The sequence below is a fragment of the Nonomuraea sp. B208 genome, assembly GCF_057536035.1.
Window position 1 is genome coordinate 82,611 of sequence record NZ_BAAJOU010000023.1, and the last position, 26,934, is coordinate 109,544.

25 protein-coding genes and 1 pseudogene are annotated in these 26,934 nt (G+C 69.4%); 16 read left to right on the forward strand and 10 right to left on the reverse strand.

Annotation, left to right across the window (positions count from 1 at the left end):
* The first annotated feature begins 22 nt into the window (after positions 1 to 22).
* From AC27IY_RS24210 to AC27IY_RS24235, 6 genes are read left to right on the forward strand one after another with little or no spacing between them, the layout of a single operon-like run.
* Positions 23 to 748 carry a sugar phosphate nucleotidyltransferase gene (locus tag AC27IY_RS24210; RefSeq protein WP_487179260.1) on the forward strand — a complete coding sequence of 242 codons (726 nt, stop codon included), beginning with the start codon at positions 23 to 25 and terminating at the stop codon, positions 746 to 748.
* The gene (locus tag AC27IY_RS24215) at positions 745 to 1,605 is read left to right on the forward strand and encodes an NAD-dependent epimerase/dehydratase family protein (RefSeq protein WP_487179261.1); all 861 of its coding nucleotides are present in this window, start codon (positions 745 to 747) and stop codon (positions 1,603 to 1,605) included. The genes AC27IY_RS24210 and AC27IY_RS24215 overlap by 4 nt, the downstream gene beginning before the upstream one ends.
* The gene (locus AC27IY_RS24220) at positions 1,602 to 2,489 is read left to right on the forward strand and encodes a glycoside hydrolase family 191 protein (protein WP_487179262.1); all 888 of its coding nucleotides are present in this window, start codon (positions 1,602 to 1,604) and stop codon (positions 2,487 to 2,489) included. Before AC27IY_RS24215 ends, AC27IY_RS24220 begins: the two co-directional genes overlap by 4 nt.
* 1 nt (position 2,490) lies before the next feature.
* Positions 2,491 to 3,798, forward strand: a complete 1,308-nt coding sequence (locus AC27IY_RS24225) for a nucleotide sugar dehydrogenase (RefSeq protein ID WP_449944266.1) — start codon at positions 2,491 to 2,493, stop codon at positions 3,796 to 3,798.
* The gene (locus AC27IY_RS24230) at positions 3,795 to 4,745 is read left to right on the forward strand and encodes an NAD-dependent epimerase/dehydratase family protein (protein WP_449944269.1); all 951 of its coding nucleotides are present in this window, start codon (positions 3,795 to 3,797) and stop codon (positions 4,743 to 4,745) included. The genes AC27IY_RS24225 and AC27IY_RS24230 overlap by 4 nt, the downstream gene beginning before the upstream one ends.
* Positions 4,742 to 5,437, forward strand: a complete 696-nt coding sequence (locus AC27IY_RS24235) for a hypothetical protein (RefSeq protein WP_344219676.1) — start codon at positions 4,742 to 4,744, stop codon at positions 5,435 to 5,437. The genes AC27IY_RS24230 and AC27IY_RS24235 overlap by 4 nt, the downstream gene beginning before the upstream one ends.
* A 51-nt stretch (positions 5,438 to 5,488) precedes the next feature.
* Here AC27IY_RS24235 and AC27IY_RS24240 read toward each other — a convergent pair whose 3' ends face one another.
* Positions 5,489 to 5,716 carry a hypothetical protein gene (locus tag AC27IY_RS24240; protein ID WP_371249092.1) on the reverse strand — a complete coding sequence of 76 codons (228 nt, stop codon included), beginning with the start codon at positions 5,714 to 5,716 and terminating at the stop codon, positions 5,489 to 5,491.
* A 126-nt stretch (positions 5,717 to 5,842) separates the two neighbouring features.
* Positions 5,843 to 7,861, reverse strand: coding sequence for an SUKH-4 family immunity protein (locus tag AC27IY_RS24245; RefSeq protein WP_487179263.1), 2,019 nt, complete (start codon positions 7,859 to 7,861; stop codon positions 5,843 to 5,845).
* 230 nt (positions 7,862 to 8,091) lie between these two features.
* Here AC27IY_RS24245 and AC27IY_RS24250 point away from each other — a divergent pair, with 230 nt between their 5' ends.
* Together AC27IY_RS24250 and AC27IY_RS24255 are read left to right on the forward strand one after the other, a co-directional pair.
* Positions 8,092 to 9,291 carry a DUF5685 family protein gene (locus AC27IY_RS24250; protein WP_487179264.1) on the forward strand — a complete coding sequence of 400 codons (1,200 nt, stop codon included), beginning with the start codon at positions 8,092 to 8,094 and terminating at the stop codon, positions 9,289 to 9,291.
* A 484-nt stretch (positions 9,292 to 9,775) separates the two neighbouring features.
* Positions 9,776 to 11,611 (forward strand): cellulose binding domain-containing protein, encoded by a 1,836-nt coding sequence (locus AC27IY_RS24255; RefSeq protein ID WP_487179265.1) that lies wholly within the window; start codon positions 9,776 to 9,778, stop codon positions 11,609 to 11,611.
* A gap of 127 nt (positions 11,612 to 11,738) precedes the next feature.
* On the opposite strand, the gene AC27IY_RS24260 is transcribed toward AC27IY_RS24255, so the two are convergent.
* The 4 genes from AC27IY_RS24260 to AC27IY_RS24275 form a co-directional block, all read right to left on the reverse strand.
* Positions 11,739 to 12,224, reverse strand: coding sequence for a hypothetical protein (locus AC27IY_RS24260; protein ID WP_487179266.1), 486 nt, complete (start codon positions 12,222 to 12,224; stop codon positions 11,739 to 11,741).
* 496 nt (positions 12,225 to 12,720) lie between these two features.
* Complete coding sequence (locus AC27IY_RS24265; RefSeq protein ID WP_487179267.1) at positions 12,721 to 13,542, reverse strand: alpha/beta fold hydrolase; 822 nt, start codon at positions 13,540 to 13,542, stop codon at positions 12,721 to 12,723.
* Positions 13,543 to 13,561: 19 nt separating this feature from the next.
* On the reverse strand, positions 13,562 to 14,131 hold the full coding sequence (locus AC27IY_RS24270) for a DJ-1/PfpI family protein (RefSeq protein WP_371249081.1): 570 nt from the start codon (positions 14,129 to 14,131) through the stop codon (positions 13,562 to 13,564).
* Positions 14,132 to 14,218: 87 nt separating this feature from the next.
* Entirely contained in the window at positions 14,219 to 14,962 is a 744-nt protein-coding gene (locus AC27IY_RS24275) for a GntR family transcriptional regulator (RefSeq protein WP_423444668.1), read from the reverse strand.
* Positions 14,963 to 15,421: 459 nt separating this feature from the next.
* On the opposite strand from AC27IY_RS24275, the gene AC27IY_RS24280 reads away from it, so the two are divergent.
* The 7 genes and pseudogenes from AC27IY_RS24280 (at position 15,422) to AC27IY_RS24310 (ending at position 22,270) form a co-directional block, all read left to right on the forward strand.
* Positions 15,422 to 16,768 (forward strand): extracellular solute-binding protein, encoded by a 1,347-nt coding sequence (locus AC27IY_RS24280; protein ID WP_357642355.1) that lies wholly within the window; start codon positions 15,422 to 15,424, stop codon positions 16,766 to 16,768.
* Complete coding sequence (locus AC27IY_RS24285) at positions 16,765 to 17,715, forward strand: carbohydrate ABC transporter permease (RefSeq protein ID WP_487179268.1); 951 nt, start codon at positions 16,765 to 16,767, stop codon at positions 17,713 to 17,715. Before AC27IY_RS24280 ends, AC27IY_RS24285 begins: the two co-directional genes overlap by 4 nt.
* Positions 17,715 to 18,626 (forward strand): carbohydrate ABC transporter permease, encoded by a 912-nt coding sequence (locus AC27IY_RS24290; RefSeq protein WP_423444662.1) that lies wholly within the window; start codon positions 17,715 to 17,717, stop codon positions 18,624 to 18,626. The genes AC27IY_RS24285 and AC27IY_RS24290 overlap by 1 nt, the downstream gene beginning before the upstream one ends.
* Positions 18,626 to 19,693 (forward strand): ABC transporter ATP-binding protein, encoded by a 1,068-nt coding sequence (locus AC27IY_RS24295; RefSeq protein ID WP_449944323.1) that lies wholly within the window; start codon positions 18,626 to 18,628, stop codon positions 19,691 to 19,693. The genes AC27IY_RS24290 and AC27IY_RS24295 overlap by 1 nt, the downstream gene beginning before the upstream one ends.
* Positions 19,693 to 20,114, forward strand: a pseudogene (locus AC27IY_RS24300) (ABC transporter ATP-binding protein); the annotation flags it as partial. The gene AC27IY_RS24295 and the pseudogene AC27IY_RS24300, both read left to right, overlap by 1 nt.
* Before the next feature lie 174 nt (positions 20,115 to 20,288).
* Positions 20,289 to 20,768 carry a TOBE domain-containing protein gene (locus AC27IY_RS24305; protein ID WP_487179424.1) on the forward strand — a complete coding sequence of 160 codons (480 nt, stop codon included), beginning with the start codon at positions 20,289 to 20,291 and terminating at the stop codon, positions 20,766 to 20,768.
* Positions 20,769 to 20,809: 41 nt separating this feature from the next.
* On the forward strand, positions 20,810 to 22,270 hold the full coding sequence (locus AC27IY_RS24310; RefSeq protein ID WP_487179269.1) for an NAD-dependent succinate-semialdehyde dehydrogenase: 1,461 nt from the start codon (positions 20,810 to 20,812) through the stop codon (positions 22,268 to 22,270).
* A gap of 31 nt (positions 22,271 to 22,301) precedes the next feature.
* Here the strand turns inward: AC27IY_RS24310 and AC27IY_RS24315 are convergent, their stop codons facing one another.
* Positions 22,302 to 22,424 carry a hypothetical protein gene (locus tag AC27IY_RS24315; RefSeq protein WP_423444654.1) on the reverse strand — a complete coding sequence of 41 codons (123 nt, stop codon included), beginning with the start codon at positions 22,422 to 22,424 and terminating at the stop codon, positions 22,302 to 22,304.
* On the opposite strand from AC27IY_RS24315, the gene AC27IY_RS24320 reads away from it, so the two are divergent.
* Positions 22,423 to 23,658, forward strand: a complete 1,236-nt coding sequence (locus AC27IY_RS24320; RefSeq protein WP_487179270.1) for an iron-containing alcohol dehydrogenase — start codon at positions 22,423 to 22,425, stop codon at positions 23,656 to 23,658. The two genes, AC27IY_RS24315 and AC27IY_RS24320, sit on opposite strands and share 2 nt — an antisense overlap.
* 168 nt (positions 23,659 to 23,826) lie before the next feature.
* Here AC27IY_RS24320 and AC27IY_RS24325 read toward each other — a convergent pair whose 3' ends face one another.
* The 3 genes from AC27IY_RS24325 to AC27IY_RS24335 form a co-directional block, all read right to left on the reverse strand.
* A complete protein-coding gene (locus tag AC27IY_RS24325) occupies positions 23,827 to 23,976 on the reverse strand; it encodes a hypothetical protein (RefSeq protein ID WP_487179271.1) in 150 nt (49 codons plus the stop codon).
* 463 nt (positions 23,977 to 24,439) lie between these two features.
* Positions 24,440 to 25,558, reverse strand: coding sequence for a DUF6461 domain-containing protein (locus AC27IY_RS24330; RefSeq protein WP_487179272.1), 1,119 nt, complete (start codon positions 25,556 to 25,558; stop codon positions 24,440 to 24,442).
* A 960-nt stretch (positions 25,559 to 26,518) separates the two neighbouring features.
* Positions 26,519 to 26,815, reverse strand: a complete 297-nt coding sequence (locus tag AC27IY_RS24335; RefSeq protein WP_487179273.1) for a hypothetical protein — start codon at positions 26,813 to 26,815, stop codon at positions 26,519 to 26,521.
* Positions 26,816 to 26,934 lie beyond the last annotated feature (119 nt).

A 26,934-nucleotide genomic window follows, 5' to 3' on the forward strand; every position in this document is an offset into this window, starting at 1 on the left:
TCCTTCGACCGGGAGGCTTTCCATGCACGTCGTCATTCTCGCGGGCGGCAAAGGGGTCCGTCTGCGCCCGTACACCTCCGCGTTGCCCAAGCCCTTGGTGCCGATCGGGGAGGAGTACGCGATCCTCGACATCATCATGCAGCAGCTGGCCGGCCAGGGTTTCACCACGGCCACGCTCGCGGTCGGGCACCTGAGCCCGCTGATCCGCGCCTTCGTCGGCGACGGCTCGCGCTGGGGCATGACGGTGGACTACACCGAGGAGGTCACGCCGCTGTCCACGATCGGGCCGCTGTTCCCGATCAGGGACCGGCTGCCGGAGCACTTCCTGGTGATGAACGGGGACGTCCTCACCACGCTCAACTACGCGGAACTGCTGACCAGCCACGTGGAGACCGGCGCGCCGCTGACCGTGGCCACCTCGCCGCGCGTGGTGAAGATCGATTTCGGGGTGCTGGAGGCGCAGGGCGGCCGTATCGTCGGTTTCAGGGAGAAGCCGCTGCTCAGCTATCTGGTGAGCATGGGCGTCTACGCGCTGTCGCGCGAGACGATCGCGAAGTACCCGGAGGGCATGTCGTTCGGCTTCGACGAGCTGGTGCTCGACCTGCTCGCCCAGGACACCCCGCCCGGCGTGTACGAGTTCGACGGCTACTGGCTCGACATCGGCCGCCCCGACGACTACGACGAGGCGAACGCCCGTTTCGAGGAGATCAGACCGCTGCTGCTGCCGTCGCGGGACAAGGTGCGATGAGCTGTACGGTCCTGTTGTTCGGCGCCACGGGCTTCCTCGGGCGCCAGGTCAGGCACCTGCTGGAGGACGACCCGCGGGTCTCGCGGCTGCTGTGTCCCGGCCGGGCCGACCTCGACCTGCTGACCGCGACGCCGCGGGCCGCGGCCGACCTGCTGCGCGAGCTGCGGCCGTCGATCGTGCTGAACTGCATGGGCAGGATGTCGGGCGGCTACGACGAGCTCCTGCGCGGCAACGCCGGAGTCGCCGCCGTCCTGCTGGAGGCCATCGCCGCCGCTGTCCCCGCCGCCAGGTTCGTCCGCCTGGGCTCGGCCGCCGAATACGGTCCCGCGCCGTACGGTCACGCCCAGCGCGAGGACGACCCCGCCCGGCCCACCAGCGCCTACGGCATCAGCCACCTGGCAGGGACGCTCCTGGTCGAGCGGGCGAGCGAGGTCGACGCGATGTCCCTGCGGATCTTCAATCCGGTCGGCCCCGGCCTGTCGGGGGAGAACGTGCTGGGCCGCGCCCGCGACCTGCTGAAAACTGCCACCGGCCACCTCGACATGGGCCCGCTCGGCGCCATGCGGGACTTCGTGGACGTGCGGGACGTGGCCGACGCCGTGGTGCGCGCCGGTTTCGCGCCGGAACCGGCCGAGCGCGTGATCAACGTGGGCAGCGGCCGTGCCGTCGCCGTACGGGAGGCGGTCGCGCTGCTGACCGCCGAGTCGGGCTTCACGGGCGAGGTGCGCGAGCGCGAGCCCGAAGCCGCCCGCTCGCGGGCCGTGGACTGGAGCCAGGCCGACATCGAGCGGGCCTGGAACGTGCTCGGCTGGCGCCCGCGCATCCCGCTCGCCGACTCGGTGAAGGCGATGCTGTGAGGATCCTGCTGTCCATCGGCCTGGTGCTGGGCTCGCTGGCGTGCTCCGCACCGCAGGTGCCCCTGACCGAGGTGCGGAGCTTCACCTACGTCCTGCAGGACTACCCCAAGGGACGCCTCGACGCGATAGCGCGGGCGCCGCACCAGCTGGCGATCATCGACCTCTCGCGCGACGCCACGATCAAGGGCTACTTCACCGCCGCGGAGATCGCCAAGGTGCGTGCCAGCGGCAAGAAGGTCCTGGCCTACTTCGAGATCGGCTCGATCGAGACCTTCCGCACCGAGTACCGCACCCTGCCCAGGGACCTGGTGCTCAACGTCTGGCCCGACTGGCCCGACGAGCGCTTCGTGCGCTACTGGGACCGGCGCTGGTGGGACACGGTCGTCAGACAGCGCGTCGACCAGGCCCTGCGTGCCGGGTTCGACGGCGTCTACCTGGACACCCCGCTGGCGTACGAGGAGATCGACCTCAAGCGCACGCCCGGCGAGACCCGCAGGAGCCTCGGCAGGAAGATGACGGACCTGATCGTCCGCATCAGCAAGTACGCCAAGGCCCAGCGCCCGGGCTTTCTCGTCGTCCCCCAGAACTCCCCGGAGCTGAGGCTCCACTCCGGCTACGTCCAGGCCATCGACGGCATCGGCATGGAGGAGCTGTTCTTCAAGGCCACGGACGACCCCTGCACCGAGGACTGGTGCGCGGAGAACCTGCGGCACGCCCTCGCCCTGCGCGAGCAGGGCAAGGCCGTGCTCGCCACCGACTACGCCAGACGACCGGTGAACGTCACTGCGGCGTGCGCCCGCTACCGCCGCCACGGCGTGGCGGGCAACGCCACCACGGTCGAGCTCGACCGGATCAGTGACCCCTGTTCTAAGAGAGGATCTTGAGATGCCGAAGACAGTCGGCGTGATCGGCATGGGCTACGTGGGCCTGACGCTGACCGCCGCCCTGGCCCGCAAGGGCTACACCGTGTACGGCGTGGACGCCAGCCCCCGGGTGGTCGAGGCGCTGTCCAACGGCCGCATCCACGTGTACGAGCCCGGCGTCGAGGAGGCCTTCGCCGAGCACCTCGGCAGCACCGTCTTCATCTCCGACCGGCTGCCCGAGAACCTGCGGCTCGACGCGGCGATCCTGTCGGTCTCGACGCCGGTGGACCTGTCCACCGGCACGCCCAACCTGCGCAACCTCGCGGACGCCGCCCAGGACGTCGCCGAGCGCTGCGGGCCCGACACCCTGGTCGTCGTGCGCAGCACGGTGCCGATCGGCACCAGCCGGGCCGTCGTGCTGCCCGCGCTGACCGCGCGCTGGGGCAAGGCCAAGCTCGTCATGGCGCCGGAGCGCACCATCCAGGGTCAGGCGCTGCGTGAGCTGGTCGAGCTGCCCCAGGTGATCGGCGGGCTCGACGAGGAGAGCCTGCAGGCCGGCATCGAGGTGTTCAGCGGCCTGGCCAACCAGATCGTGCCCGTCTCCAGCATCGAGACGGCCGAGATGGTCAAGCTGTCCAACAACTGCCACACCGACCTGATCTACGCCTTCGGCAACGAGCTGGCGCTCATCGCCGAGCAGCACGGCCTCGACCCGCTGGAGGTCATCAGGGCCACGAACCTCGACTACCCGCGCCCCGACCTGGCCAAGCCCGGCTACGTGGGCGGCGGCTGCCTGTCCAAGGACCCGTACCTGATGATCGCGAGCACGTCGCGGAGCCCGTACCTGGTGGGCCAGGCGCGCAAGCTCAACGAGCGGCTGCCCGCGCACGTCGCCGAGCGGGTCGTGGAGCTGGTGCGCGAGACGGTCGGCCGGACCGAGGGCGTCAGGCTGTCGGTGCTCGGCTGGGCCTACAAGGGCTGGCCCGCGACCGACGACATGCGCGGCACGCCCATCGCCGACATGATGCCGCTGTTCAGGGCCGCGGGCCTCGTGGTCAGCGGCCATGACCCGCTGGTCTCCGACGAGGTCATCCGCGAGTACGGCGGCGAGCCCGTCAGCCTCGACAAGGCCTTCGCCGACGCCGACGCGATGATCGTGATCAACGACCACCCCGACTACCGCGCCCTTGAGGCCGAGACCATGCTCGGCTCCTCGGACCTGCGCGTCATCTTCGACTCGTGGCGCATCCTCGACGAGGCCGCGGTCATCAGGAACGGCGTGCGTTACGCCGGAATCGGCTACGTGGCCAAGGAGGAGACGACGGTATGAAAGTCCTGCTGTTGGGCGGGGCCGGTTTCATCGGGCTGCACCTGGCCCGCAGGCTCCGCGCGGACGGCCACGCCGTCACCGTCATCGACGACTTCTCCCGTGGCCGCCGCGACGACGAGCTGACCGCGCTGGACGTGGAGGTGCGCTCGGCCGACCTGACCGATCCGGCCTCCTACGCCGCGATCGAGCCGGGCTGGGACCAGATCTACATGCTGGCCGCGGTCGTCGGCGTGCGCAACGTCGAGAAGGACCCGGCCCGGGTGATCAGGGTCAACACGCTGGCGATGATGCACCTGCTCGACTGGCTGCGCCCGGGCGACAAGCTGTTCTTCGCCTCCACCAGCGAGGCGTACGCGGGCGGCGTGACCACCGGCCTGGTGCCCGTGCCCACGGCCGAGGACGTGCCGCTGGTGATCGAGGACGTGGCCTCGCCGCGCTACACCTACGCCATCAGCAAGATGCTCGGCGAGGCGGCCGTGCTGCACACGGCGCGGGCCAAGGGCTTCGAGGCCGTCATCGGCCGCTTCCACAACGTCTACGGCCCCCGCATGGGCGCCGACCACGTCATCCCCGAGCTGTCGCTGCGCGCGATGCGCGGCGAGGACCCGTTCCGGCTCTACGGCGCGGACCAGAGCAGGGCCTTCTGCTACGTGGACGACGCCGTCGAGGCGATGGTCCGGCTGATGGCCGAGCCGCGCGCCATGGGGCGGATCGTGCACATCGGCAACGACTCCGAGACCAACATCGGCGACCTGGCCAAGCTCGTCCTGCGGATCGCCGAGGTGAGCCCCGCCATCGACGACGTGCCCGCGCCCGCGGGCTCGGTCGCACGCCGCTGCCCCGACCTCACGCTGCTGCGCGAGCTGACCGGGTACGAGCCGCGCGTCGCTCTGGAGGAGGGCGTGCGCAGGACGTTCGCCTGGTACCAGGAATCGTGGAAGCCATGACCAGGGAGCCCATCGCGTTCTACTACGGGGCGGGGGAGCTGGAGCGGCTGTCGAGGTTCGACAAGGTCGTGCTCCAACCGGACTTCTACAGCAGGCAGGAGCTCGACCTCCTGCGCGAGCGCGGCGTGCAGACGCTGGGCTACCTGTCGCTGACCGAGGACGTCGGCCCGCCGGCCCCGTGGCAGCGCGAGGAGCGCAACCCGGACTGGGGCGGCGCGTTCGTGTACACGGGCCACCCCGGGTGGGTGGCGCATGTGGTGGGCCAGGCCACGAGCGCGATGGCGGGCGGGTTCAGCGGCCTGTTCCTCGACACGTTGAACATCGAGTTCAACTACCCCGAGGACCTGCCGCACCTGCTCTACCTCATCGCGGCCATCAGGGAGGAGGCCAAGCCCGACTACCTGCTGGCCAACCGGGGGTTCGGGCTGCTGCCGCAGCTCGCCGACCTGGTGGACGGCATCCTGTTCGAGTCGTTCTCCGCCCGGTGGGTGGACACCGAGTCGTACGGGCCGTGGCCGGACGACGTTCTCGAAGTGCACGCGGAATACGCCGAGCGGCTGCTCGGCATGGACATCGACGTGTACGCCCTCGATTACGCCGAGGACGAGGAGCTCACCGAGTTCGCCTATCGCAGGGCGCACGAATTCGGCATGCTCTGCTTCGTCACCGACCGGGTGCTGTCGAAGATCTGAGACACGTGTCCCCGGGCTGGTCGGAGCAGGCCCAGCCCGGGGAGACGACCGTCAGGTCGCGGACTGGCAGTTGTTGAAGGCGGCTTCGGCCATCCTGGTGGAGTAGTCGTCGTTGAAACCCAGCGAGTGGAACCGCTTGTAAACGGTGTCGAACACGGCATAGCACCCCATGCCGTCATTGAAACTGTCGGGGCTGGCACTGGCAGCGGCGGGCACTGCCGCCAAAGTCGCGCCGGCCACCCCCACTGTCGCGATCAGCATGGTGAGGCGTCTGGTCATGGACGTCATCGCAATCCTCACGGCGGTAAGCGGAGGCGACGCGTTCTCGCGTCGCGATCTCCGTTGTATAGGGGCGCTTCCGACGCGTCCATCCTCCTTCCGGCCGAAGATCGACTCGCGCGACGTCTAGGTGAGAAGCGTGTAGTCCTCCAGCGTCGGCGGCCAGAGGGCGTCGTCGCCCGCCATGGCCTGCGGCTCGTACGTGTGCAGCTCCAGCGCCAGGTCGTCGGCGCACCAGTAGGCCGCCTCGCGGTGCGCGTCGCGGCCCTCGCACCACAGCCTGCGCTCCCGGTGGATGACGTACACGAAATAGGCGTACGACTCGACGTCACGGTGGGCGACGCGGGCGGTGTCCAGCTCCTCGTGCGCCTCGTACACCTCGCCGGTGCGGCCGTCGAGGAAGAGGTACCAGGTGCCCGGCCCGTCGAGCATGAACAGCGCGCCGAGCTCGTCCGGCAGGCCCGCGCAGGCGCGTAGCTCGTCCACGCTGTCGGGCCAGAACTCGGTCAGGGGCTCGACGAAGCGGCGATGTTCGCCCGTCCAGCCGGGCTGGTTGAGCCCATCCACGGGCAGGCCGACCTCGGCCAGGAAACGGCGGGTGGGCGCGTGCGTGATCGCGGGGTGGATCTCGTCGTCGTGCGGCCGGACGACGCCTTCCTGGCCGTACAGGTCTACCAGCAGCTCGCGCGTGACCCTGGTCGGCGGGCGGCGGAGCGGAAGCGGGGTGATGGCGTCGGGTCCGCCCGCCAGGCGCTCGTGATGGGCCAGGTGATCGCTGACGTACGCGGGCGGGGACAGCTCGGCCGAGACCGGCCAGCCGCGCATGACGGCGGCCAGCTCCCCGTGCGCCGCCGCCGGCGGGGCGACGGCCTCGGCCAGGGAGGGCAGGCCGATGGCGTACGCGGGCAGGCGCGGCTCGGTCAGGGGCAGCCGGTCCGCTGCCTCCGCCACGCCGCGGGCGGCGGCCTCCGGATCGTCGCGGTGCCGGCCGCAGTGCAGCAGCCGCCACGTGTACGGGCCGATCGGGGCGAAGGCGAGGGCCAGTGTGCTGGCGGCGGCGCGGGCCTCCGGCGACAGACCGTCCAGCCAGGCCCGCGCCACCCGTACGTCCATCGGCAGGTCAGGGCCCGGGTCGGCGCCCCCGGCCCGGGCGGCGAGCGCGGCGAGCCCCGGCGACGGGTAGACCTGGCCGGCGGTGAACGGCGAGCGCTCCGCCCGTTCGGCGTCGTACCAGGCGGTGAAGGCGGCGCGGTCGGTGGCCCGCGGGTCGTCCAGGTCCAGGACGTACGCCGGCGGGCCGAGACCGACCGCGGCGTCCGGGTGGCTGAGCTCCACGAGCAGGCGGACGTGCGGGTTGACGGCCAGGGGAAGGACGAGCTCGGCGAACGCGCGCTCGGGATCGTTGCTCCGGTGGGCGTCGGCCACGGTGACGAGCACGGGCCGGTCGAGGGCGGCCAGGTCGGCGCCGTCGAGCTTGAACTGCCCGGCCAGCTCACCCACGGCGTCGTCCACGTCCATGCCGCGCAGGCAGATCGCCGCCTCGCCGGGGCCCGGATAGCCCGACCAGTCCCAGATGCCGGAGTAGCTGAACCAGGACAGCAGCCGGGTCTTGCCGGCGGCGGGCGAGCCGGTGACCACGCAGATCCGCGGCCCGTAGGGGTCCTCCCGCCAGCGCAGCAGGGCGTCCGCGGCGGGGGCCCGACCGGCGGTGGGCTCGTCGCGGATGCCGCGCCCGGGGCGCGCCTCCACCCAGGCGGGCACGGCCGCCAGGTAGTCAGGGACCGCGGGCGGCTCGCCCAGGAGCGCTCGGACGAACGTCGCGATGGCCGCGTGGAACTCGGGCATCGACGCCGCGGTCTCGGCCCAGTCTTCCCGTATCCCTGTCACGCAGGGCTCGTCCTTGTGCCGGACCAGCCACATGCGGTCGTCGTCATGATCGTCGGCCAGCTCGCGCAGGTGCTCGAAGAACGCGTCCTGGATCTTCCGCAGCCTGCCGACGTGCTCACGCAGCAGCTGCGCCTCCGGGCGCTCGCCGAGCTCGGCCAGCACGCCGTCGAAGTGCGCGATCCGCACGTCCGGCCAGGGCAGGCCGACGACCTGGAACGCGGTGAGGAGGGGGGAGGGGAGATCGCGCGGCACTTCCATGGTGGCGACGAGTCTAGGCCAGGACCGCGACGCCACCTCGGCGGCGTGGCGAAACGCCTGGCAGCACAAGGGCCGTACCTTCACCGCGAGGACGGGGCCGAGCTGCGACCGCGGCCCCGGCGACCGCGGTGCTCAGGAGCGGCGTTTCCTGGGGGCTCTCCCGTCGTTGCCGCGTCCCTCTGACGGCCTGATGCTACGGTTGGCTCACTGTTGTGATCATAAGGGGACGTATGTTCGGCATTGTCCGCCCGTGTCGGCACGTCCTGTGCAAGGGGCTCTACGCGGACTGGATGGGCCACTTGTGCGGACTCTGCTTGGCCCTCCGCGACGAACACGGACACCTGTCCCGTCTGGTGACCAACTATGACGGCCTGCTCGTGTCCGTCCTGACCGAGGCCCAGACGTCCGCGCCCAAGCCGCGCCGGAAGGCGGGCCCGTGCGCGCTGCGCGGCTTCAAGGGCGCCGACGTGGTGGAGTCCGAGGGGGTGCGGCTGGCGGCCTCGGTGTCGCTGCTCCTGGCGGCCGGCAAGGTGAACGACCACGTGGCGGACGGCGACGGCATGTACGCCCGCCGCCCTGTGGCCGCCGGCGCCACCCGCCTGGCGGGCCGCTGGTCCTCCGCCGGTACGGCCACGGCCGGCACGCTGGGCTTCGACCCCACCCCGCTGACGGCGGCGGCCGTCCGCCAGGCCCTCCTGGAACGTGTCCCCGCCCAGAGGCCTCCGGGCAGCGGCGCGGCCCCCGGATTACGAGAGTTGACGGGACCCACCGAGGACGCCGTGGCGGCGGCGTTCGCCCACACGGGGGTGCTCGCGGGCAAGCCGCACAACCGCGAGGCCCTGGAGGCGGCCGGTCGCGGGTTCGGGAGGTTGGCCCACCTGATCGACGCGGTGGAGGACCTGGCCGACGACCGGGCGTCCGGGGCGTACAACCCGCTGGCCGCCACCGGCACCGGCCTGGCCGAGGCGCGCCGCCACTGCGACGCCGCGCACGCCGACCTGCTCGCCGCAGTGGATGCGCTCGACCTGCCCCGCCCGGCCCTGACCCGCGCCCTGCTGGTACGGGAAACCGGCAACGCCGTCTCCCGAGCCTTCGCCACCGCCGGATCGCAAGCCACCGCAGGAACGCACGGCCCCGGTCACGCCCCCGGCCACTCGCCGGGCCACCCGCCCGGCGACCCCGGCGCACCGCCGGGGAGGCGACCGCCGAAGCGGGATCCCGGCGGGCTGCTGTCGCTGGCGTGCGCCGCGTTCACCTGCTGCACCTGCGGCCTGTACCGGCCCCCCTGGGACGAGGACCGCGAGGGCTCCTGCTGCGAGCGCTTCGACTGTTCCGGTTACGACTGCTGCGGCAACTGCGGCAATTGTTGTTCCTGCTGCTCGGGCGAGGACGGCGGTTGCGGTTGCGACGGCTGCGGTTGCGACTGCTAGCTGCGGCTGACGGCTGCGCTGCTCGCAAAGCCGCTGGATCAGGACACCACTCCGCCTCCCCGGGCATCACGTCCTCGATACGGGCCTGAATCATGGAACCGAGCCCGCTTTTTGGTTCAGGAGCTTTGGAAGCAGCGCGGCCAAGGGCAGGGAAGGGTTGAATGCTGCCCCATGGCTTTCTGAGAGCCTTGTCGTGAAACTTTCAACATGTTTTCAGGCTGAACGACGCGATACGTGCCAGCAAAATGGCATGGGAGCGCCGCCCGTCACGTCAAAGGAGCGAGCCGCGCCTTGACGGATCTGCATGCCTCGTATTTGCTCCGTCGCACCACCACCCATCGGCAGGAACGGGCGCGGAAAAGCGCCGTCATGCCCTCCAATCACGCCAGTTCCGCACGGATGAGAGGATTGATCCAGCTCATGTTAACGCTAACCGACGCCCTGGCACCGTCCCTCCGGTGGTGCCACAGGCAGGTGAGTGACGATGCGGCGTAAATCCGTCCTCGCCGCTGTCATCGCGGCGGTGCTTCTCGCGGTGGCCAGCGGTGGTACGGCGCTGAGCAGCAGCGAAACCACGTCACGCGCGGCGAGCGCCGCCGCCGCCACGCCAGGATGCGGCAAGACGCCAACACTCAGAAGTGGCACGCAATCGATCCAGAGCGGCGGCCGGACTCGCTCCTTCATCCTGAGAATTCCCGACAACTACAACAACACCAACCCCTACCGGTTGATCTTCGGGTTCCACTGGAACGGCGGCACCGCCAACGACGTCGACTCAGGTGGCACCAGCGGATTCACCTGGTCTTACTACGGGCTCAGGCAACTGGCGAACAACACGGCGATCTTCGTCGCCCCCCAGGGGCTGAACAACGGCTGGGCCAATTCCGGCGGGCAGGACCTGACCTTCGTCGACGACATGGTCAGGCTGATCGAAGCAGACCTGTGCGTCGACACCACGCAGCTGTTCGCCGGGGGCTTCAGCTACGGCGGCGGCATGAGTTACGCCCTGGCCTGCGCCCGGGCCACGGTCTTCCGCGCGGTCGCGGTCTACTCCGGCGCGCAGCTCAGCGGATGCAGCGGCGGCACCCAGCCCATCGCCTACATCGGGCTCCACGGCCTCAGGGACAACGTGCTCAACATCTCGCTGGGCCGGTCGCTGCGCGACACGTTCGTCAGGAACAACGGGTGCACTGCCCAAAATCCGCCCGAACCGGCACAGGGCAGCCTGACGCACGTCGTCACCGCCTACTCGGGATGCCGATCCGGATACCCGGTCGTGTGGGCGGCATTCGACGGGGGGCACACCCCTGGTCCAGTGGACGGGTCCACCGCTGACGACGGCGCACGTACCTGGACCAAGGCAGTGGTGTGGAACTTCTTCAATCAGTTCCAAAGCACGAACGACACCACCCCGCCGACCTCTCCGGGCACTCCCGCCGTCTCCAACGTGACCGCCACCAGCGCCACCCTGACCTGGACGGCATCCACCGACCAGGGCGGCTCCGGCCTGGCGGGTTACAACGTCTACCGGGAGCAGGGCGCCACCGACCCGCTGCTCGGCCAGTCCACCACCAACGCGATCACCCTGACCGGGCTGACCGCCGACACCGAATACCAGGTCTACGTACGGGCACGCGACGGCGCGGGCAACCTGTCGGCCAACTCCGCGTTGGTCACGTTCACCACGACCTCCACCGGCGGCGACACCACGCCACCCACCGCCCCGGGCGGGCTGGCGGCCTCCGGCACCACCGCCGGCGGCACCAATCTGTCCTGGGCCGCTTCCACTGACGACGTGGAGGTCGCCGGCTATGACATCCTGCGCGCACCCGGGGCCACCGGCGGCACCTTCGCCCAGGTCGGCACCTCGGCCACGACCTCGTACAGCGACACGGGCCTGACCCCGAGCACCACCTACCGTTACCAGGTCCGCGCGCGGGACGCCGCCGGCAACCTCTCGCCGGTGTCCAACACCGTCCAGGTCACCACCAGCGGCACCACCACCGGAGCCTGCTCGGCGACGCCGACCGTGCAGAGCCAGTGGGGCACCGGCTATGTGATCCAGCCGCTGACCATCACCAATACCAGCACCTCGACGATCACCAATTGGACGGTCACGTTCACGCTCCCGGCCGGGCACACGCTGACCGGCTCGTGGAACGCCACCGTCACCACCAGCGGGCAGACCGTCACGGCCAAGAGCGTGGGCCATAACGGCACGCTGGCCCCCGGAGCCGGCACCACCAGCTTCGGCTTCCAGGCCAGCCGCCCCGACGGCAACACGGCCCTGCCATCCGGCTACACCTGCACCGGCGCGTGACCTCGCGACCGGATATCGGCCCAGCCCTCGGCGAACCTCTCGCTGAGGCTGGGCCGCACCCGTTCTTCCCCGGCCGCGTCACGACGTTCAGCGAACAGCGCGGACGGCCTTCAGGGAGGCAGGAGTCTCAGCTGTAGGAGTAGGACTGCGCGCTGCAGCCGGTGATGTAGGGCCCGGGATAGACCTGCTGGGTGGAGCAGCCCCAGGTGGCGGTCAGGGCCGTGGCCGAGGAGGGAATGCTGATCGCCGGTCCGTTGGTCCAGCCGACCTGGTCGTACTGGTGACCGCCGCTGCAGATGGCCGACACGCTCACCGAGGTGCTGCCGCCGGGCAGGCTGATCGTGAACGACCACGTGTGGTTCGCCGGGTTCGCGACCATCGAGCTGTAGGGCATGGTCACGCCGTACGAAGGAGGCGCGGAGCCGACCGAGACGTACGAGGCGTACCAGTCGCGGGTGTCGCCGGAGTAGTTGACGTTGAGGCAGTCCACCGTGGCGTTGAGCGTCAGGGTTGATGCGGCGGCGGGATGCTGCATGGTCACGACCATCGCGGCGGTGGTGGCCATCATCACGCCGACCGCCAGTGCCCGGCGGATCGGGTTGCCAGCGATCATGGGGTGCCCTTTCTTCGCGCCGTTGACTGTGGAGATTTCGCCAGAGATGCCGGCCTCGCCGTCCGCCAAGGTCGCCGCCCTGATAGGGGCGAGGCGGACGCGCACGTCGGTGAGGCCGGCCGGGCCGCGCGCCCGAGACGCCGCGGGACATGCCTTCTCGAGGGGAGGATCACACAATGGCCACGGACTGGACAGCCCCATATGAAGGACCGCTCTCCGAAACAAGCGGTGAATCGCGGTTTCCGTACGGCCCGTAAAAGGGCGACGATCTCGCCCCACGGATCAACAGGCTGGTAGCAGACCATGTGACGTCGTGCGATGTGGCGGCCGTACCCGCGTCATCACAGTCGTCCGCGCGGCGGTGTCAGTGAAACTTTCCACACGGGGACGCCTGACGGCGAGCTGTCGAAGCTCGCCGTCCGAGAGATGGTGAACGCCGGCGAATCGCCGACAGTGGTAGGGGGCGAGACTTGAACCTACGGCCCACGGAGATGAGTCAGGGACCTCGTTCCCGGCCGAGGAAGCACGACAGGAGTCGCCTGAAGTCGTGCGGGTGTTCGAGCGCCGGCACGTGCCCGCATCGGCCGAGCACGTGCAGACGGACGTCGGCCAGGTGCTCGAGCAGGGGCAGGGCTGCCGTCCCGAGCGGGGTGACCCGGTCCTCGGCGCCGTGGACGAGCAGCACGGGCGCGCGCACCCCTGCCAGCGTTCGCGCCGAGAGGGTGAGGTCGTCGGCCCAGCGCGCCCTGGGAGGAGGGAACAACGACGCGAATGCGGCCGCCCCCGCCCGCATCGCGGCCGCACGGGCGGCGACGGCCGACTCGGTCACGAGCGCCTGGTCGAGGACGAGGCGGCTCAACATGTCTCGTGCCCCGAGCGGGTCGGCAGGAGCGGCCCAGATCGCGTCGAGCTCGGCGGACAGCGGCGCCCCGGGGGCGCCCATCGTCGAGACCGCCACGACACGGGTGACCTGCCGGGGACGCGCGGCCGCCAACGCCAGCGCCACGGCCCCGCCCATGGAGTGGCCCACCACGGCGTACTGCTCGGCACCGAGAGCATCCATCAGGCCCGCGGCCTGCTCCGTCCACAGCCGGAGCCCGCCCCTGGAGCCGGCCGGGATCGGGGTCCGGCCGAACCCCGCCTGGTCAGGAGCCACCAGGTGCCAGGACGTGCCCAGCGCCTGTGCCGTCGTCGCCCAGGCGCCGGATCCGGTCGTACCGGGTCCGGAGCCGTGCAGCATCAACACCGCGGGCCCGGTGCCGCTCTCCAGGACGTGGACGGGGGAGCCGTCGACGGTGACGGTCCGAGATGCCGTCACCGGGACGGGCCGGGTGCGCTCATGCCGATGCGGAGTTGACGGACTTCGAGAAGACCTCCATCATCGCCCTGCCGAATTTCGGCATGTCCGGCCACCCCCTGCAGGAGACGAGGTTGCCGTCCACGACGTCGGGAGCGTCGATGACCGTCGCGCCCGCGTTCTCCATGTCACCGGTGATGGGCGGGAAGCACGCGGTCTTGCGGCCCTTCAGCAGCCCGTACACAGCCGGCACCTGCGCGCCGTGGCACACCAGCGCGATCGGGAGGTTGCGCGCGAAGAAGTGCTCGGTGATGCGCCTGACGTCGGCGTCGACCCGGATCCACTCGGGGGCGCGTCCCCCGGGGATGATGAGGGCGTCATAGCGCTCGACGTCGACCTCGGCCCAGGGCACGTCAACCGGCAGCTTCCGGCCGTTCTTCTCCACGTAGGCGTCGGAGTCGGGGTCGAACTCGTGGATGACCAGCTGAACGTCACGCATCGTCCGTGACGAGACGTCAACCTCCCAGCCGCCCTCCTGTACGCGATAGTAGGGATACATGGTGTCGAGCTCCTCGGCGGCGTCGCCGGTCAGCAGCAGCGCTCTTGGCACCTGCTTCTCCTCGCATCTGAGGCGGGTGAGGCGGATCCAATCCGATCCGATCGGGTTGACTTAGCATTCCCCGGCCCGGCCCGCCCGTCAAGCCTCTGCCACCATTCCGTCCGCGCCCTTGGCCTCGTCGAACAACCGCCGGAACCGCTCGCCGGACCGCAGGATGTGCCGGCGCATGGCGTAGGCGGCGGCGTCGGGGTCGCGCGCGGCGATCGCGGCCAGGACTTCTTCGTGCTCGGCCATGGCCAGGTGAGTGACCTGGGTGTCGTGGAGAAGCCGGAACAGGTGCACGTGCGTGTGCAGGCGGGCGAGCGCTTCGCGGATGACCTGGTTCTCCGCGCTCAGGGCGACGAGATCGTGAAAAGCGGCGTCGCGCAGCCCGAAGGCGCCATAGGCCATGAGCCCGCCGCCCCCCTCCAGCTCCGCCATCTCCTCCAGCAGCCGCCGCAGACCGGCCACCTGCTGCAAGGACGCGCGTTCGGCGGATCTGCGCGCCGCCGCCGGCTCCAGGAGCAGGCGGATCTCGAGCATGTCCTCGAAGCGGTGACGGGTGATCTGGGGGGGAATGCGATAGCCGGCGTGAGGCACACGCACGACCAGGCCCTCGGCCTCCATACGGTTCAGAGCGTCCCGGATCGGCGTCTGTGAGACCCCCAGCTCCCGCGCCAGGGCGTCGATCGTGACGCGGGAGCCCGGCTCGATCCGCAGCGACATCATCTGTCCGAGCAGCGTGTCGTACACCTCGTCGGCAAGCCGGCCGCGAGATCTCCCCGGCGGGATTCCGCCCGTCATGGCCCCACGGCGCCGCGCGATCATCGCTTCGTCGTCCATCGTGACGTGAGGTCCTTTCTTGCGTCTTCGGGAACCTGCCGGCATCGCTCGCAGCATTGCGGGATGTTGACGCTCCCACTCAGATCGTATAGGAAAGGTGGCGGACGCCAGCCATCCTTCACCCATCGGGGAATCGCCCGCCATCGCTCCGCTTCGATCAGTTGGAGCTCTTATGAGCATGCTCGACGTCCTCTTCGGTTCGCCATCGGGCCGCACCAGGACCGAAGGACTTCCCGACTGCTCGAAGCCCCATGAAGTCGCGGCGTACTCGTGACGCCGGTCTGCTGATCAGCCCCCGCGACAGCCGGCAACACGCCTGACCAACCCGGCAACTGCTCGGCGAAGCACGCGGCAAGGCTCCACAAATCCCCCCAGAAAGCAGGCAAGAAGATGCGGTATCCGAAGCGAACAGGACGATTGTCGGTTCCCGGTCGAAAGGCGCGGCTGGCTACGGCGGCCATGTTAGTGGCCACGACCGTGGCGGCTTGCGGCGGTCAGGACGGCAGCGCCCCCAAGGCGCCGGCGACCATCCCGGAGCTCACCAAGGATCCGCTGACCCTCAGCTTCATCTGGTTCGACTGGCCCCCCGCCCACGCGCTGGAAGCCTTCGCGAACGCGGAGTACACCAAGGGGCGGCCGAACGTGACCATCAAGGTCAAGACCGTGCCGAACGCGAACTGGCACGACGCGATGTTCACCCAGTTCGCCGCACACAAGACCGACTTCGACATCCCGATCCTGGACTCGCAGCACATCGGCGAGGCCGTGACGAACGGCAACATCCTCGACATCACCGACTTCGTCAAGAAGAACATCGACGTCAAGGCCTACAACCCGTACCTTCTGGCGGCCTACGGCCAGTTCCCCCAGGCGGAGACCGGGAAGCGCGACGAGAACGCCAGCCTGTACGGACTGCCGCTGCTCGGCGACACCTGGACGATGATCTACCGCAAGGACCTGATCGGCGACAAGCCACCGCAGACCTGGGACGAGATGATCTCGGTCGCCGAGAAGTGCCAGGCGGACAACCCCGGCGTCAGCGGGCTGGCCTTCCACCAGGCCAACGGCTCCGACGCCGCGGCCGTAACCTACAACACGGTCAACGGCGTCTACGGCGGCAACCTCTGGGACCCCAAGACGCGCAAGATCGACGGCGTCCTCAACGACGCCGCGGGCCAGGAGGCGATGGACGTCCTGGTCAACAAGATGAAGCCGCTGACCGCCAAGGGCTCCGGCAACTGGTTCATCGACGAGGTGAACGCGGCGGTCGCCCAGGGCAAGGCCTGCATCGCGTTCAACTGGATCGCCGCGAGCGGCGGCCTGCTCGACCCGAAGCAGTCGACGCTCGGCACCACGCGGGAGCAGATTCTCGACAAGCTGGGCTTCGCCACCCTGCCGAGCCAGAAGACGAACCTGGTGCCTCTCGGCGGCATGGGGATGCACGTGTCGGCCTACTCGCCCGAGGCGAACCAGGCGGAGGCCCTGAACTTCATGAAGTGGTTCGAGCAGGGTGACATCCAGAAGAAGTGGGCCGCGGCCGGTGGCGTGCCCTCGCGTACGGACGCCCTGGAGTCGCCCGAGTTCCTCAACGCCCAGCCGTTCAACCAGGTGTACACCGACTCGGTTCCGCGGATGCGGGACATGTGGAACGTGCCCGAGTACGCGCGCCTCGTCGACATCGAGAACACCAACGTGAACGCGGCTCTCAACGGCGCGAAGGCGCCGAAGGACGCGCTCGACGACATCGCCAAGCAGCAGCAGGGCGTGCTCAACGCCAGCAGTGGCAAGGGCGGCGGCGGACTGTGAGTGACTCCGCCCCTCTGACGACCGACCGCCCCGGGCGGGTGGCGTCCGCGACGCCGCCCGCACCGGACCGGTCCCGCCGCTTGAGCGACCGCTGGCTCGCCGTGGCCTTCACCTCTCCCGCGCTGCTGCTGTTGCTCGCCATGTCGGTGTTCCCGTTGCTGTGGGCGTTGTACCTGTCCTTCACCGACTACTCGGCCACTCGCGGGGGGCCCGCCCAGTTCCTCTGGTTCGAGAACTACACCGCCATCCTGACTTCGCCGCAGGTCCACCAGAGGGCCCTGACGACGTTGATCTACGTGGTCGGCGCGGTCGCCCTGCAGACCGTGCTCGGTTTCACCATCGCCTACCTGATCTCGCGGCGCATGCACGGACGAGGACTGCTGACCACCCTGTTCCTGGTTCCGATGATGCTGTCGCCGGTCGTGGTCGGGCTGTTCTGGCGATTCATGCTCGACGCGCAGTTCGGCGTGATCAACAGCATGCTCGGCTCGCTCGGCCTGGGGCAGGTGGAGTGGCTCACCCGGCAGCGAACGGCACTGCTCTCCCTTGTCCTGGTCGACACCTGGCAATGGACGCCGTTCATCATGCTCATCGCACTCGCGGGCCTCACCGCGGTTCCCAAGTACCTGTACGAGGCCGCCTCGATCGATCGGGCGTCCGAGTGGTTCCAGTTCCGCACCATCACGCTTCCGCTGGTGTGGCCGCTGCTTCTCATCGCCGTGTTGTTCAGGGCCATCGAGGCCTTCCGGCTGTTCGACCTCGTCTACATCCTCACCAGTGGAGGCCCGGGGGTCTCCACCGAGACGTTGTCGTTCCACGTCTACAAGGTCGCGTTCCTGGGCTTCAACACCGGGACCGCCTCGGCGTACGGGATCCTCATGGTCATCGTCGTCATCGTCCTCACGCAGCTCTACCTGCGCTACTTGAACAAGCTCAAGGAGGACTGATGGCCCTCTCCGTCGACGAGGCCGTGTCCACAGGTCCTGCCGGGGATCACACGCCCCCCTCGCGCCGCTTCGGCGGCCGGGGCCGCGCCGTGCTGGAGGTCGCGCTGCTGACCGTGCTGGCCATCGTGATGCTCTTCCCGGTGCTGTGGATGATCGAGACGTCCATCAAGGAGAACCGGGACGTCTACGCCATCCCGGCCAAGTTCTTCGACTTCAAGGTCACCTTGGAGCATTTCAGGGACGTGTTCGTCGCCTCCGGCGGCGGTCGTTCGACCCTGTCCGCCTCGTTCCTCAACTCCGTCCTGGTCGCCGGGGTCTCCACGGCGCTGGCCACCGTGCTGGGGGTCCCGGCGGCCTGGGCCTACTCACGCTTCGCCGTGAAGGCCAAGAAGGACCAGCTGTTCTTCATCCTGTCCACCCGTTTCATGCCGCCCGTGGTGGTCGTGATTCCGATCTTCCTCATGTACCGCCAGGTCGGGCTCATCGACACCAAGCTCGGCCTGATCCTCATCTACACCGCCTTCAACGTCCCGTTCACGATCTGGATGATGAAGGGGTTCGTCGACGAGGTGCCCGCGGAGTACGAGGACGCCGCCATGCTCGACGGCTACACCCGCCTGCAGGCGTTCTGGCGGTTCACCCTTCCCCTGCTCCTGCCCGGCATCGCCGCGACGGCGGTCTTCGCCCTCATCTTCTCGTGGAACGAGTTCGTGTTCGCCATCTTCCTCACCTCCAGCGACGACGTGCGGACGGCCCCGCCCGCCATCGCCGGCCTCATCGGCGGGACCACGGTGGACTGGGGTCTCGTGGCCGCCGCCTCCGTGGTGTTCGCCCTGCCGGTGCTCGTCTTCGCCTACCTGGTGCGCAAGCACCTCGTCGCCGGTGTGACGCTCGGGGCGGTGCGACGCTGATGGCGGGCATCGAGGTGAGCGCCCTGCACAAGCGCTACCCGGACGGGACGGTCGCGGTCGATCACGTGGACCTGTCCATCCGCGACGGTGAGCTGTTCGTGATGCTCGGCCCTTCGGGCTGCGGCAAGACGACCACGCTGCGGGCCATAGCCGGGCTGGAAAGGCAGACGACGGGCGACATCCGCATCGGCGACACGCTGGTCAACGACCTGCCGCCCGCCGACCGCGACATCGCCATGGTGTTCCAGTTCTACGCTCTCTACCCGCATCTGAGAACCCGCGACAACCTGGCGTTCCCGCTGCGGGCCGAGGGACTGCCCAAGGCGGAGGTGCGCAAGCGGGTCGAGGAGGCCGCCGGGCTGATGCGGCTCGGTCCGCTCCTGGACAGGCGACCGCACCGGCTGTCCGGCGGGGAGCAGCAGCGCGTCGCGCTCGCCCGCGCCCTGGTGCGACGACCGCGCGCGTTCCTCATGGACGAACCCCTCACCAATCTGGACGCGGAGCTGAGGGCGGACATGCGCACGGAGATCAAGCACCTGCAGGGGGAGCTGGGGACGACGATGGTCTACGTCACGCACGACCAGGTCGAGGCGATGTCGCTCGGTCACAGAATCGCCATACTCAACAAGGGCCGCGTCGAGCAGATCGGCACGCCGCTGGAAGTCTACGACCGTCCGGCGAGCCTTTTCTGCGCCGCGTTCATCGGCTCCCCGCCGATGAACCTGATCGAGGTGGAGGTGGCCGACGGGAAGCTGCGCAGTCAGGGCGGGCTGGCCCTCACGCCACCGCCGGGCCTGCCGCGCGACCGTCGCCTGGTCGCGGGCGTCCGGCCGGAGGCGCTGGAAGTCACGGAACCAGGGGCGGAACGTTCGGTCCCGGCCCGCGTGGTCTCGGCGGAGTGGCTGGGCGACGAGATCATCTACGTGGTCGACCACGACGGACAGCGCGACGTACGGGTTCGGATGCCACCGACTGTCCGTTTCACCGCTGACGCACCGGTCGGGCTGCGACACACCGGCGGGCCGCCGCCGGTCTACGACGTGAGCACGGAAGAGCTGGTGGCCTGATGGGAACCGTGGCAGTGCGCGGGCTGTGCAAGTCCTTCGGCAAAGTCCAGGCCCTGGACGGGGTGACGCTGGACATACCGGACGGCTCGTTCTTCGTCGTGCTCGGACCCTCCGGGGCGGGCAAGACGACGACCCTGCGAGCGATCGCCGGCCTTGAGAAGCTTGACGCCGGGTCGGTGCACCTGGACGGGAGGGACGCGACCGGTGACAGCCCGGCCGCACGCGACCTGGCCATGGTCTCCAGAACTACGCCCTCTACCCGCGACACACGGCGTACGAGAACATCGCCTCGCCGCTGCGGGCCCGCCGCTGTTCCCCGAGCGAGATCGCCGCCGCCGTCGAACGGATGTCGAGCCTGCTGCACATCGAACGTCTGCTGCAGCGTCGTCCCGCGCAGTTGTCGGGTGGTGAGATGCAGCGGGTCGCCCTGGCCCGGGCGCTGGTCCGTCGCCCGCGCGCGTTCCTCATGGACGAGCCGCTGACGAACCTCGACCTCAAGCTCCGTGTCGAGATGCGCACCGAGCTCACCCGCATCCACCGGAGCCTCGGAGCGACCTTCGTCTACGTGACCAACGACCAGGTCGAGGCCCTGTCCATGGCCGACCAGGTCGCGGTACTCAAAGAGGGAAAGGTGCAACAGGTCGGGACGCCGGCCGAGGTGTACGAGCGGCCGGCCAACCAGTGGGTCGCGGGATTCGTCGGGAGCCCGCCGATCAGCCTGCTCGCCTGCCACGCCGAGGGAGATCGTCTGGTCGGGGCGGAAGGCTGGACGCTGCCGCGGCCCCGCTGGACCACGGCTGAGGACGGTCGTCCGCTGCTGCTGGGCCTGCGCGCGGAGGACCTGTCCGTCGAGCAGCGTGGGGACGCGTCGTTGCCGGGTGAGCTCTACGGCCTTGAGCCGCTCGGTGACCGGACGGTGGTCGACGTCCGGGTGGGGACGGAGATCCTCAAGGTCAAGGCACGAACCACCGTCACCGGTACGCCGGGGGAGCGGCTGCTTGTCGCGGTCGACCTGGACCGCGCGCACCTGTTCGACGCGGGCACCGGGCTGGCGATGTCCGAGGCCGGGAGGTAGTCACGCCGAGAATCACCAGGAACATCACAGGAGGCGACGCAATGAGTGACCCGATGAACGTCCTGGCACCCGAGCACCGGCGGCTCCGGATCGGCGACGCCTGGCGCGACGCTGCCGGCGGAGCCACCTTCGCCGTCGAGGACCCGGCCACCGGCAAGACCATCGCCGAGGTGGCGGACGCCGGCGCCGTTGACGGGCTCGCCGCTCTGGACGCGGCGAGCAAGGCGATGGCGGAGTGGGCGGCGACCCCGCCGCGAAAACGGTCGGAGCTGCTGACCGCGACGTACCGGGTGCTGACCGAGCGATCCGAGGAGGTCGCCCGGCTGATCACGCTGGAGATGGGCAAGCCGCTCGCGGAGGCTCGCGGAGAGGTGGCCTACGGCGCCGAGTTCTTCCGCTGGTTCGCCGAGGAGGCGGTGCGCGTCGAGGGGCGCTACAACACCGCTCCCGCTGGTGGATGTCGCATCCTCACCGTGCCGAGGCCGGTCGGGCCGTGCGTCTTCGTGACACCATGGAACTTCCCGCTGGCCATGGGCGCCCGCAAGATCGCTCCTGCGCTGGCGGCGGGCTGCACGACGATCACCAAGCCGGCGCCCCAGACGCCACTCACCATGCTGTTCCTGGCCCGCATCATGGAGGAGGCCGGCGTTCCTCCGGGCGTCGTCAACGTCGTGACGACCAGGCGGGCCGGCGAGGTGGTCTCGGCACTGCTGGCCGACCGCCGGACCCGCAAGCTTTCGTTCACCGGGTCGACCGAGGTCGGGCGCGTGCTGCTCCGGCAGGCGGCGGACAACGTGCTGCGCACCTCCATGGAGCTGGGCGGCAACGCGGCCTTGATCGTGTGTGCCGACGCGGACCTGGACGTCGCGCTCGACGGTGCCATGGTGGCCAAGATGCGCAACCTGGGGGAGTCCTGCATCGCGGCCAACCGGATCTACGTCGAGGAGCCGGTGCGCGAGGAGTTCACGGCACGCTTCGCCGAGCGGATGGGCGCGCTCTCGGTGGGCCATGGTCTGGACGCCGGCGTGGACGTCGGGGCGCTGATCGACGAGGCCGCGGTCACCAAGCTCGACGAGCTCGTCGCCGACGCGGTCGATCGCGGAGCCCGTGTCCTGGTGGGCGGCGGGCGCCCGGATGGGCCGGGCCACTTCTACCCGCCCACGGTCCTCGTCGACGTGCCCGACGACGCGCGGATGCTGAAGGCGGAGATCTTCGGCCCGGTGGCCCCGATCATCTCGTTCACGTCCGACGACGAGGTGATCGCGAAGGCCAACGACACCGAGCACGGCCTGGCCGGATACGTCTTCACCCGTGACCTCCAGCGGGCGCTCCGGTTCGCCGAGGGGCTGGAGACGGGGATGCTCGGCATCAACCGTGGCCTGATCTCGGACCCGTCAGCTCCGTTCGGAGGGGTGAAGCAGTCCGGGATCGGCAAGGAGGGGTCGCACGAGGGCATCCTCGAGTATCTCGACGTCACCTACGTGGCGATCGACCTACCGTGACCGGCCTGCTGCTCCCGGCGCCCGCCGGGGATCAGCGCGCCCCGCGCGCCCGCGCCACCCGGCAGCCCACCTCGCCGACGCCGTCCCGGTCGCGCAGGTGACCCGGACGTCCGCCCGGCAGATCACCGCCGACGTTCCAGAGAGGCACTGACATGCTTGAGACCGTCCGCGGACCACGCCAGCTGATCGTGGGCGAAGGGGTCGCGCAGAACATCCCACGAGTGGTGGCCGAGTGTGGCTCGCGAGTCCTCATCGTGACCGACCGGGCCCTGCTGGGGCAGCCGGGCGTGGCCGAGATCGTGGCCGCCGTACGGGAGAAGGTCGAAGTCGTCGGGGTGTTCGCCGACGCGACTCCGGACGTGCCACTCACCGATGTCGCCCTGGCCGTCTCGGCCGCCGCAGAGGTGGACGCCGACGTCATCCTCGCCATCGGAGGCGGCACGGTGATCGACCTCGCCAAAATCGTCGGCGTCATCCGGTGCCACGGCGGGACGCCGCGCGACTTCTACGGGGAGTCGAAGGTGCCGGGGCGGACGACGCCTCTCGTCGCGGTCCCGACGACATCAGGCACCGGCTCCGAGCTCACGCCCGTCTCGGTGCTGACCGACCCGGACCGCGAGCTGAAGGTGGGGGTCTCCAGCGTCCACATCGTGCCCGACTTCGCCATCGTCGACCCCGAGCTCACCTACACCTGCCCGGCGACCGTCACCGCCCACTCCGGCATCGACGCGTTCTGCCACGCGGTGGAGAGCTACATCGCGCGGCCCCGAGCCCACGGGCCGCGCGACCCGGTGGAACAGGTCTTCCTCGGCCGCAACCCGATCACCGACCACTACGCGCTCCTGGCCGCGGAGCGGATCGCCCGCAGCCTGCCCCAGGTCGTCAGGGACGGAGGCGACAAGGACGCGCGCGCGGACATGTCCTATGGGTCCATGCTGGCCGGGCTCGCGTTCTCCCACGCAGGCAACGCGGCTCCGCACGCGCTCCAGTACCCCATCGGCGCAGCCACCCACACACCGCACGGCCTGGGCGTCGGGCTGCTGCTGCCCTACGCGCTGGACGCGGCCAGGGACGCCATCGGCGACCGGCTGGCCATCCTCGCCCGGGTGTGCGGGCTCGACGTGACCGACGCCTCGGACGCCGAGGCCGCGGACACGTTCCTCACCTGGCTCGACGGGCTCCTCGCCGACATCGGCATCCCTGCCACCTTGGCGGACATCGGCGTGGCACGCGCCGACCTCCCACGCTTCGCGGAGATGGCCGGCGGCGTCACCCGCTTGATCCAGAACCATCCAGGCCCGACCGACACCGCCAGCCTGACCGCGATCCTCGAAGCGGCCTGGCTCGGGGACCGGACCCGACTTTTCCTGACTCCGAAGCAGGGATAGCGGCGCTGGCCCACTGAACGTGGCCAGCCAAGCAGGATGCGGTGGCGAAGGAGAGCGGACCCGGCGCGGCCGTACATCTGCCGTTTGAGGAGCTTGGTCTTGGTGCCGACGCCTTCGGTACCGCCGTGGTGGAACGGCAGGCTGAGCGCGGCGTTCACCGCGACGCGATCATTCGCCGGCCCCCGGGGTGAAGGTGTGCACGTGCGGCAGATCGACCTGTCGTGCGAGCTCTGTCCAGGCGCTCAGCAGCCGATCGTTGCCGTCCTTCGGGTCGAGGAGGGCGGCGAGGTCCCGGACGAGGCCACTCAGCATGGTCATCTCACCGCAGGCGGCGAGGGCAGCATCGGGCGGTTCCCGCTGGGCGTCGCAGAGCCCGGGCAGCGGCTCCCGGAACGTCTGCCGCTCGCATCCGACCGTTGCGCACCTGAACCGCCGAAACCGTAGCCGCACGAGCACTCGGTGCCCCGCGAACGGCATCGTCCCAGTCGAGGGCATCGGCGAGAAGATCGTTGTACGGCGCGGCGCACGCTGGCAACACCGCCTTGCCCGCGGCCGTCCTCTCCCTCAGGAAGGGGACGGCCGCCGCCAGCAGCGTGCCCTCCGAGTCGTGCAGCACCACCTGATGGGTTGGCCGCCTGGCAAGGAAGCCTGTACCGGCCTCCGACATGTCACCAAGACCGACCGTTATCGTGCTAGCCGCGCCAGGGCCGATCAGACCGAAACGTCTATATTCCTGTCCCTGAGAAGTTCGGGTGCGCCGGAGAGCCCGGCACGTCGCTCCTCAGCGGGGCGGGTCACTCTCCTCAATGTACGAGGCAGCCGCGGACAGCGCACGATGGCGGGCCACGTCTCCGTTCTCACTGCTGAGATAGACCCCGCCGGTGTCGTTGACGACCTGTATCGCGAAGGCGGCGGGGTCGTCGTCGGGCGTCAAGGCGGTCTGCAGGACGACCGCGGCAGCCGCCTTGATCATCAATCGTCCGTACGTGGTGCCGTGACCAGGCGCCACCCAGTCCTCCCGGTCCTGCGGTGCAAGCGCGGCGTACGCCTCGCGGGCCTGTGTCCGGAAGTCCTTCTCGGACCGGGCCAGCTTGCTCCGCACGTCGTCCGCCTGGCCGGAACGCCGGTCTCCCGCCGCGATCAGTTCGAGGGCCCGCGTCACGTCCGGTCCCTCGACGCCGGCCGTGACCACGGCCATCTCCGCCGCCATCAGGATGATCTCTTCCGCCTTGTCGGGTGTGGGCTCGTCGATGATCCTGGCGATGCGCGGATCGGTTCTGGTGATGGCCTTGATCTCGTCGTCCACTCGCAGCCGCCGGGGCCGCCGAGGCAGGCGGACCGGCCCGAGCGTGAACATCGGGCGAGGCCGCGCCAGCCAGTCCTCGTCCATCCGTACGCCGGACAGCTCCTCGCCGAGCGCCAGAGCGGCGGCCCTCCAGTCCTCCCGCCAGTGCGCCGCCTTCACCTGGTGACCATCGAGCCAGGCCAGGCCGGCCGGCGATAGAGCATCGACGTCGTAAGCGTCGAACCGGGCCACCACCTCCCCGGCTGTGGCGTAGGTGACGAGGCTCTGACCCGTGCCCGTCCAACAGACGCTGTAGGCCTCCTGTCCCGCACCGCTCAGCACTTCGGGGACGGCGCCGCGGAAGTTGAACGGCTCCACCGTGATGAGCCACTCACCGTGCCGCACGGCCAACATGGCCCCGTCTTCGTCCTCGTCCAGGTCCTCGTACGCGGTGGCGAGCAGTTCTTCCCAGGTGCCCTCGGCCGCCCCTTCCGGATCGCCGCCGAAGCGGCGGACCAGCTCTTCGGAGTTCGCCGTGCGCAGCCAGGAGACGCACGCCATGTCGTTGAACAGCGCGATGAACAGGCTCCGGTAGAAGTCGAAGCTCGAACTCATGAATTACCTTTCGCACCAAGAGGCGGGAGCGGCATCTTCGCGGCTCCCGCCTCTATTTGTCGAACGATCTCGTGCTACTACTGAGGCTCCGGCCCGAGGGCGTACGCGCCCAGGCCGTCGATGGTGTACACCGTCGTTCCGAGCTCCGGCAACTCCTCAGGGGTCGGATCCGTGACCACTATCCCTGAAGCCTCGCCGACCGGCTTGCTATGGCCCTTGGGGATGATGTTCACCCAGAATGGGAAGTTGTCGCGAATTCGGTGCCGTTGATAGAAGACGCTGGTCCGGGAACCGGACGAATGCGGTCATCAAAATTCCCAATCCTCCCTTCGAGTCGGTTGATCTCCTCGGAGTGCAGTGGGCCACTCGTATGAGTTGTGATAGGAACTGGTCGCTGTGGGGCTAAGTTCGCGGCAGGCATGTAGGTCAGGTGAGACACCTGAACCTCGCGGCTTATGGCACGGAGCCCAACCGCTACTAGGTTTTGTCGCGGCGCGCTGGCCGCCCTGTCTGACGGGCCATCTCCCCGATCAAGGGAGAGGGCCTTCCGCTTGCGGGGGATCGAGGGTTTGCACCCCGGATGGGCGTTAAACCCAAACCGCAGTAGCAGCTCGGATCTTGTGTGTCCCTATTGGTTTTACCTGCACCGTCTGGCCGCGCTGGTCTCCATGGGACGGCTGTGTACGAGACGGTATTGCAACTAGAACCGCAACTAAACCAGCCCCCACTGCCGCCTGATCGCCAAGCGCGGAGTGACGGCCATCAATGCAGCCATCGCTCATCGCCGACCCACCGCTCGGCACGCGCGTGCTCGCTGCTCGACTCATGGAGACGGCTTCTCAGACATTTTCGGTGCGTGACGATGGCATGGCTGCCAGGGCCGTCGGCGCTCCTGACATCCATGACCACGCCGTCGCCTTCCGGGCTGAGGACGGTGGGCGTACCGCAGAAGTCGCACAGTCACTGAAAGCTGTTTAGGTCCTGAGATCGAATCGTCAGACGCACCCACGCCGGTGGACTCCATCGACGGATCTCTTGCACCACGGCGTCCATCTCCATCCCGACAGCCGGGTACTCGCCAAGCCATGCTCGGCCGGCGCCGGAGGAACTGTCGATCGCCGCGCCATCGATCGATGCACCGATGCCCTCGTGACCGAGGATCTCCACCATCACACCCCATGGGCGTTGCTGGGTCACTCGGACCCGGACCAGTTGACCAGGGACCAGGTCGGCTCCTGCGGCGTCGAATCGCTGCACGAGCATCATTGTGTCGTAGGGGTGAGCCGACGGTTTTACAGCGGGCCGACGTTCCTGACTGCATCAAGCCCCTGACCTATGGGTGCCTCATGACATCGCCTATAGGAAGGCCGATCCCG

Excerpts from the sequence above, each read along its gene's own strand:
- AC27IY_RS24330 (WP_487179272.1), bottom strand. The coding sequence starts at position 25,558 with ATGAGTTCGAGCTTCGACTTCTACCGGAGCCTGTTCATCGCGCTGTTC.
- AC27IY_RS24230 (WP_449944269.1), top strand. The coding sequence starts at position 3,795 with ATGAAAGTCCTGCTGTTGGGCGGGGCCGGTTTCATCGGGCTGCACCTG.
- AC27IY_RS24245 (WP_487179263.1), bottom strand. The coding sequence starts at position 7,861 with ATGGAAGTGCCGCGCGATCTCCCCTCCCCCCTCCTCACCGCGTTCCAG.
- AC27IY_RS24275 (WP_423444668.1), bottom strand. The coding sequence starts at position 14,962 with ATGGACGACGAAGCGATGATCGCGCGGCGCCGTGGGGCCATGACGGGC.
- AC27IY_RS24255 (WP_487179265.1), top strand. The coding sequence starts at position 9,776 with ATGCGGCGTAAATCCGTCCTCGCCGCTGTCATCGCGGCGGTGCTTCTC.
- AC27IY_RS24210 (WP_487179260.1), top strand. The coding sequence starts at position 23 with ATGCACGTCGTCATTCTCGCGGGCGGCAAAGGGGTCCGTCTGCGCCCG.
- AC27IY_RS24325 (WP_487179271.1), bottom strand. The coding sequence starts at position 23,976 with ATGACCATGCTGAGTGGCCTCGTCCGGGACCTCGCCGCCCTCCTCGAC.
- AC27IY_RS24260 (WP_487179266.1), bottom strand. The coding sequence starts at position 12,224 with ATGATCGCTGGCAACCCGATCCGCCGGGCACTGGCGGTCGGCGTGATG.
- AC27IY_RS24280 (WP_357642355.1), top strand. The coding sequence starts at position 15,422 with ATGTTAGTGGCCACGACCGTGGCGGCTTGCGGCGGTCAGGACGGCAGC.
- AC27IY_RS24305 (WP_487179424.1), top strand. The coding sequence starts at position 20,289 with ATGGCCGACCAGGTCGCGGTACTCAAAGAGGGAAAGGTGCAACAGGTC.
- AC27IY_RS24250 (WP_487179264.1), top strand. The coding sequence starts at position 8,092 with ATGTTCGGCATTGTCCGCCCGTGTCGGCACGTCCTGTGCAAGGGGCTC.
- AC27IY_RS24235 (WP_344219676.1), top strand. The coding sequence starts at position 4,742 with ATGACCAGGGAGCCCATCGCGTTCTACTACGGGGCGGGGGAGCTGGAG.
- AC27IY_RS24320 (WP_487179270.1), top strand. The coding sequence starts at position 22,423 with ATGCTTGAGACCGTCCGCGGACCACGCCAGCTGATCGTGGGCGAAGGG.
- AC27IY_RS24290 (WP_423444662.1), top strand. The coding sequence starts at position 17,715 with ATGGCCCTCTCCGTCGACGAGGCCGTGTCCACAGGTCCTGCCGGGGAT.
- AC27IY_RS24295 (WP_449944323.1), top strand. The coding sequence starts at position 18,626 with ATGGCGGGCATCGAGGTGAGCGCCCTGCACAAGCGCTACCCGGACGGG.
- AC27IY_RS24225 (WP_449944266.1), top strand. The coding sequence starts at position 2,491 with ATGCCGAAGACAGTCGGCGTGATCGGCATGGGCTACGTGGGCCTGACG.
- AC27IY_RS24310 (WP_487179269.1), top strand. The coding sequence starts at position 20,810 with ATGAGTGACCCGATGAACGTCCTGGCACCCGAGCACCGGCGGCTCCGG.
- AC27IY_RS24315 (WP_423444654.1), bottom strand. The coding sequence starts at position 22,424 with ATGTCAGTGCCTCTCTGGAACGTCGGCGGTGATCTGCCGGGCGGACGT.
- AC27IY_RS24240 (WP_371249092.1), bottom strand. The coding sequence starts at position 5,716 with ATGACCAGACGCCTCACCATGCTGATCGCGACAGTGGGGGTGGCCGGC.
- AC27IY_RS24215 (WP_487179261.1), top strand. The coding sequence starts at position 745 with ATGAGCTGTACGGTCCTGTTGTTCGGCGCCACGGGCTTCCTCGGGCGC.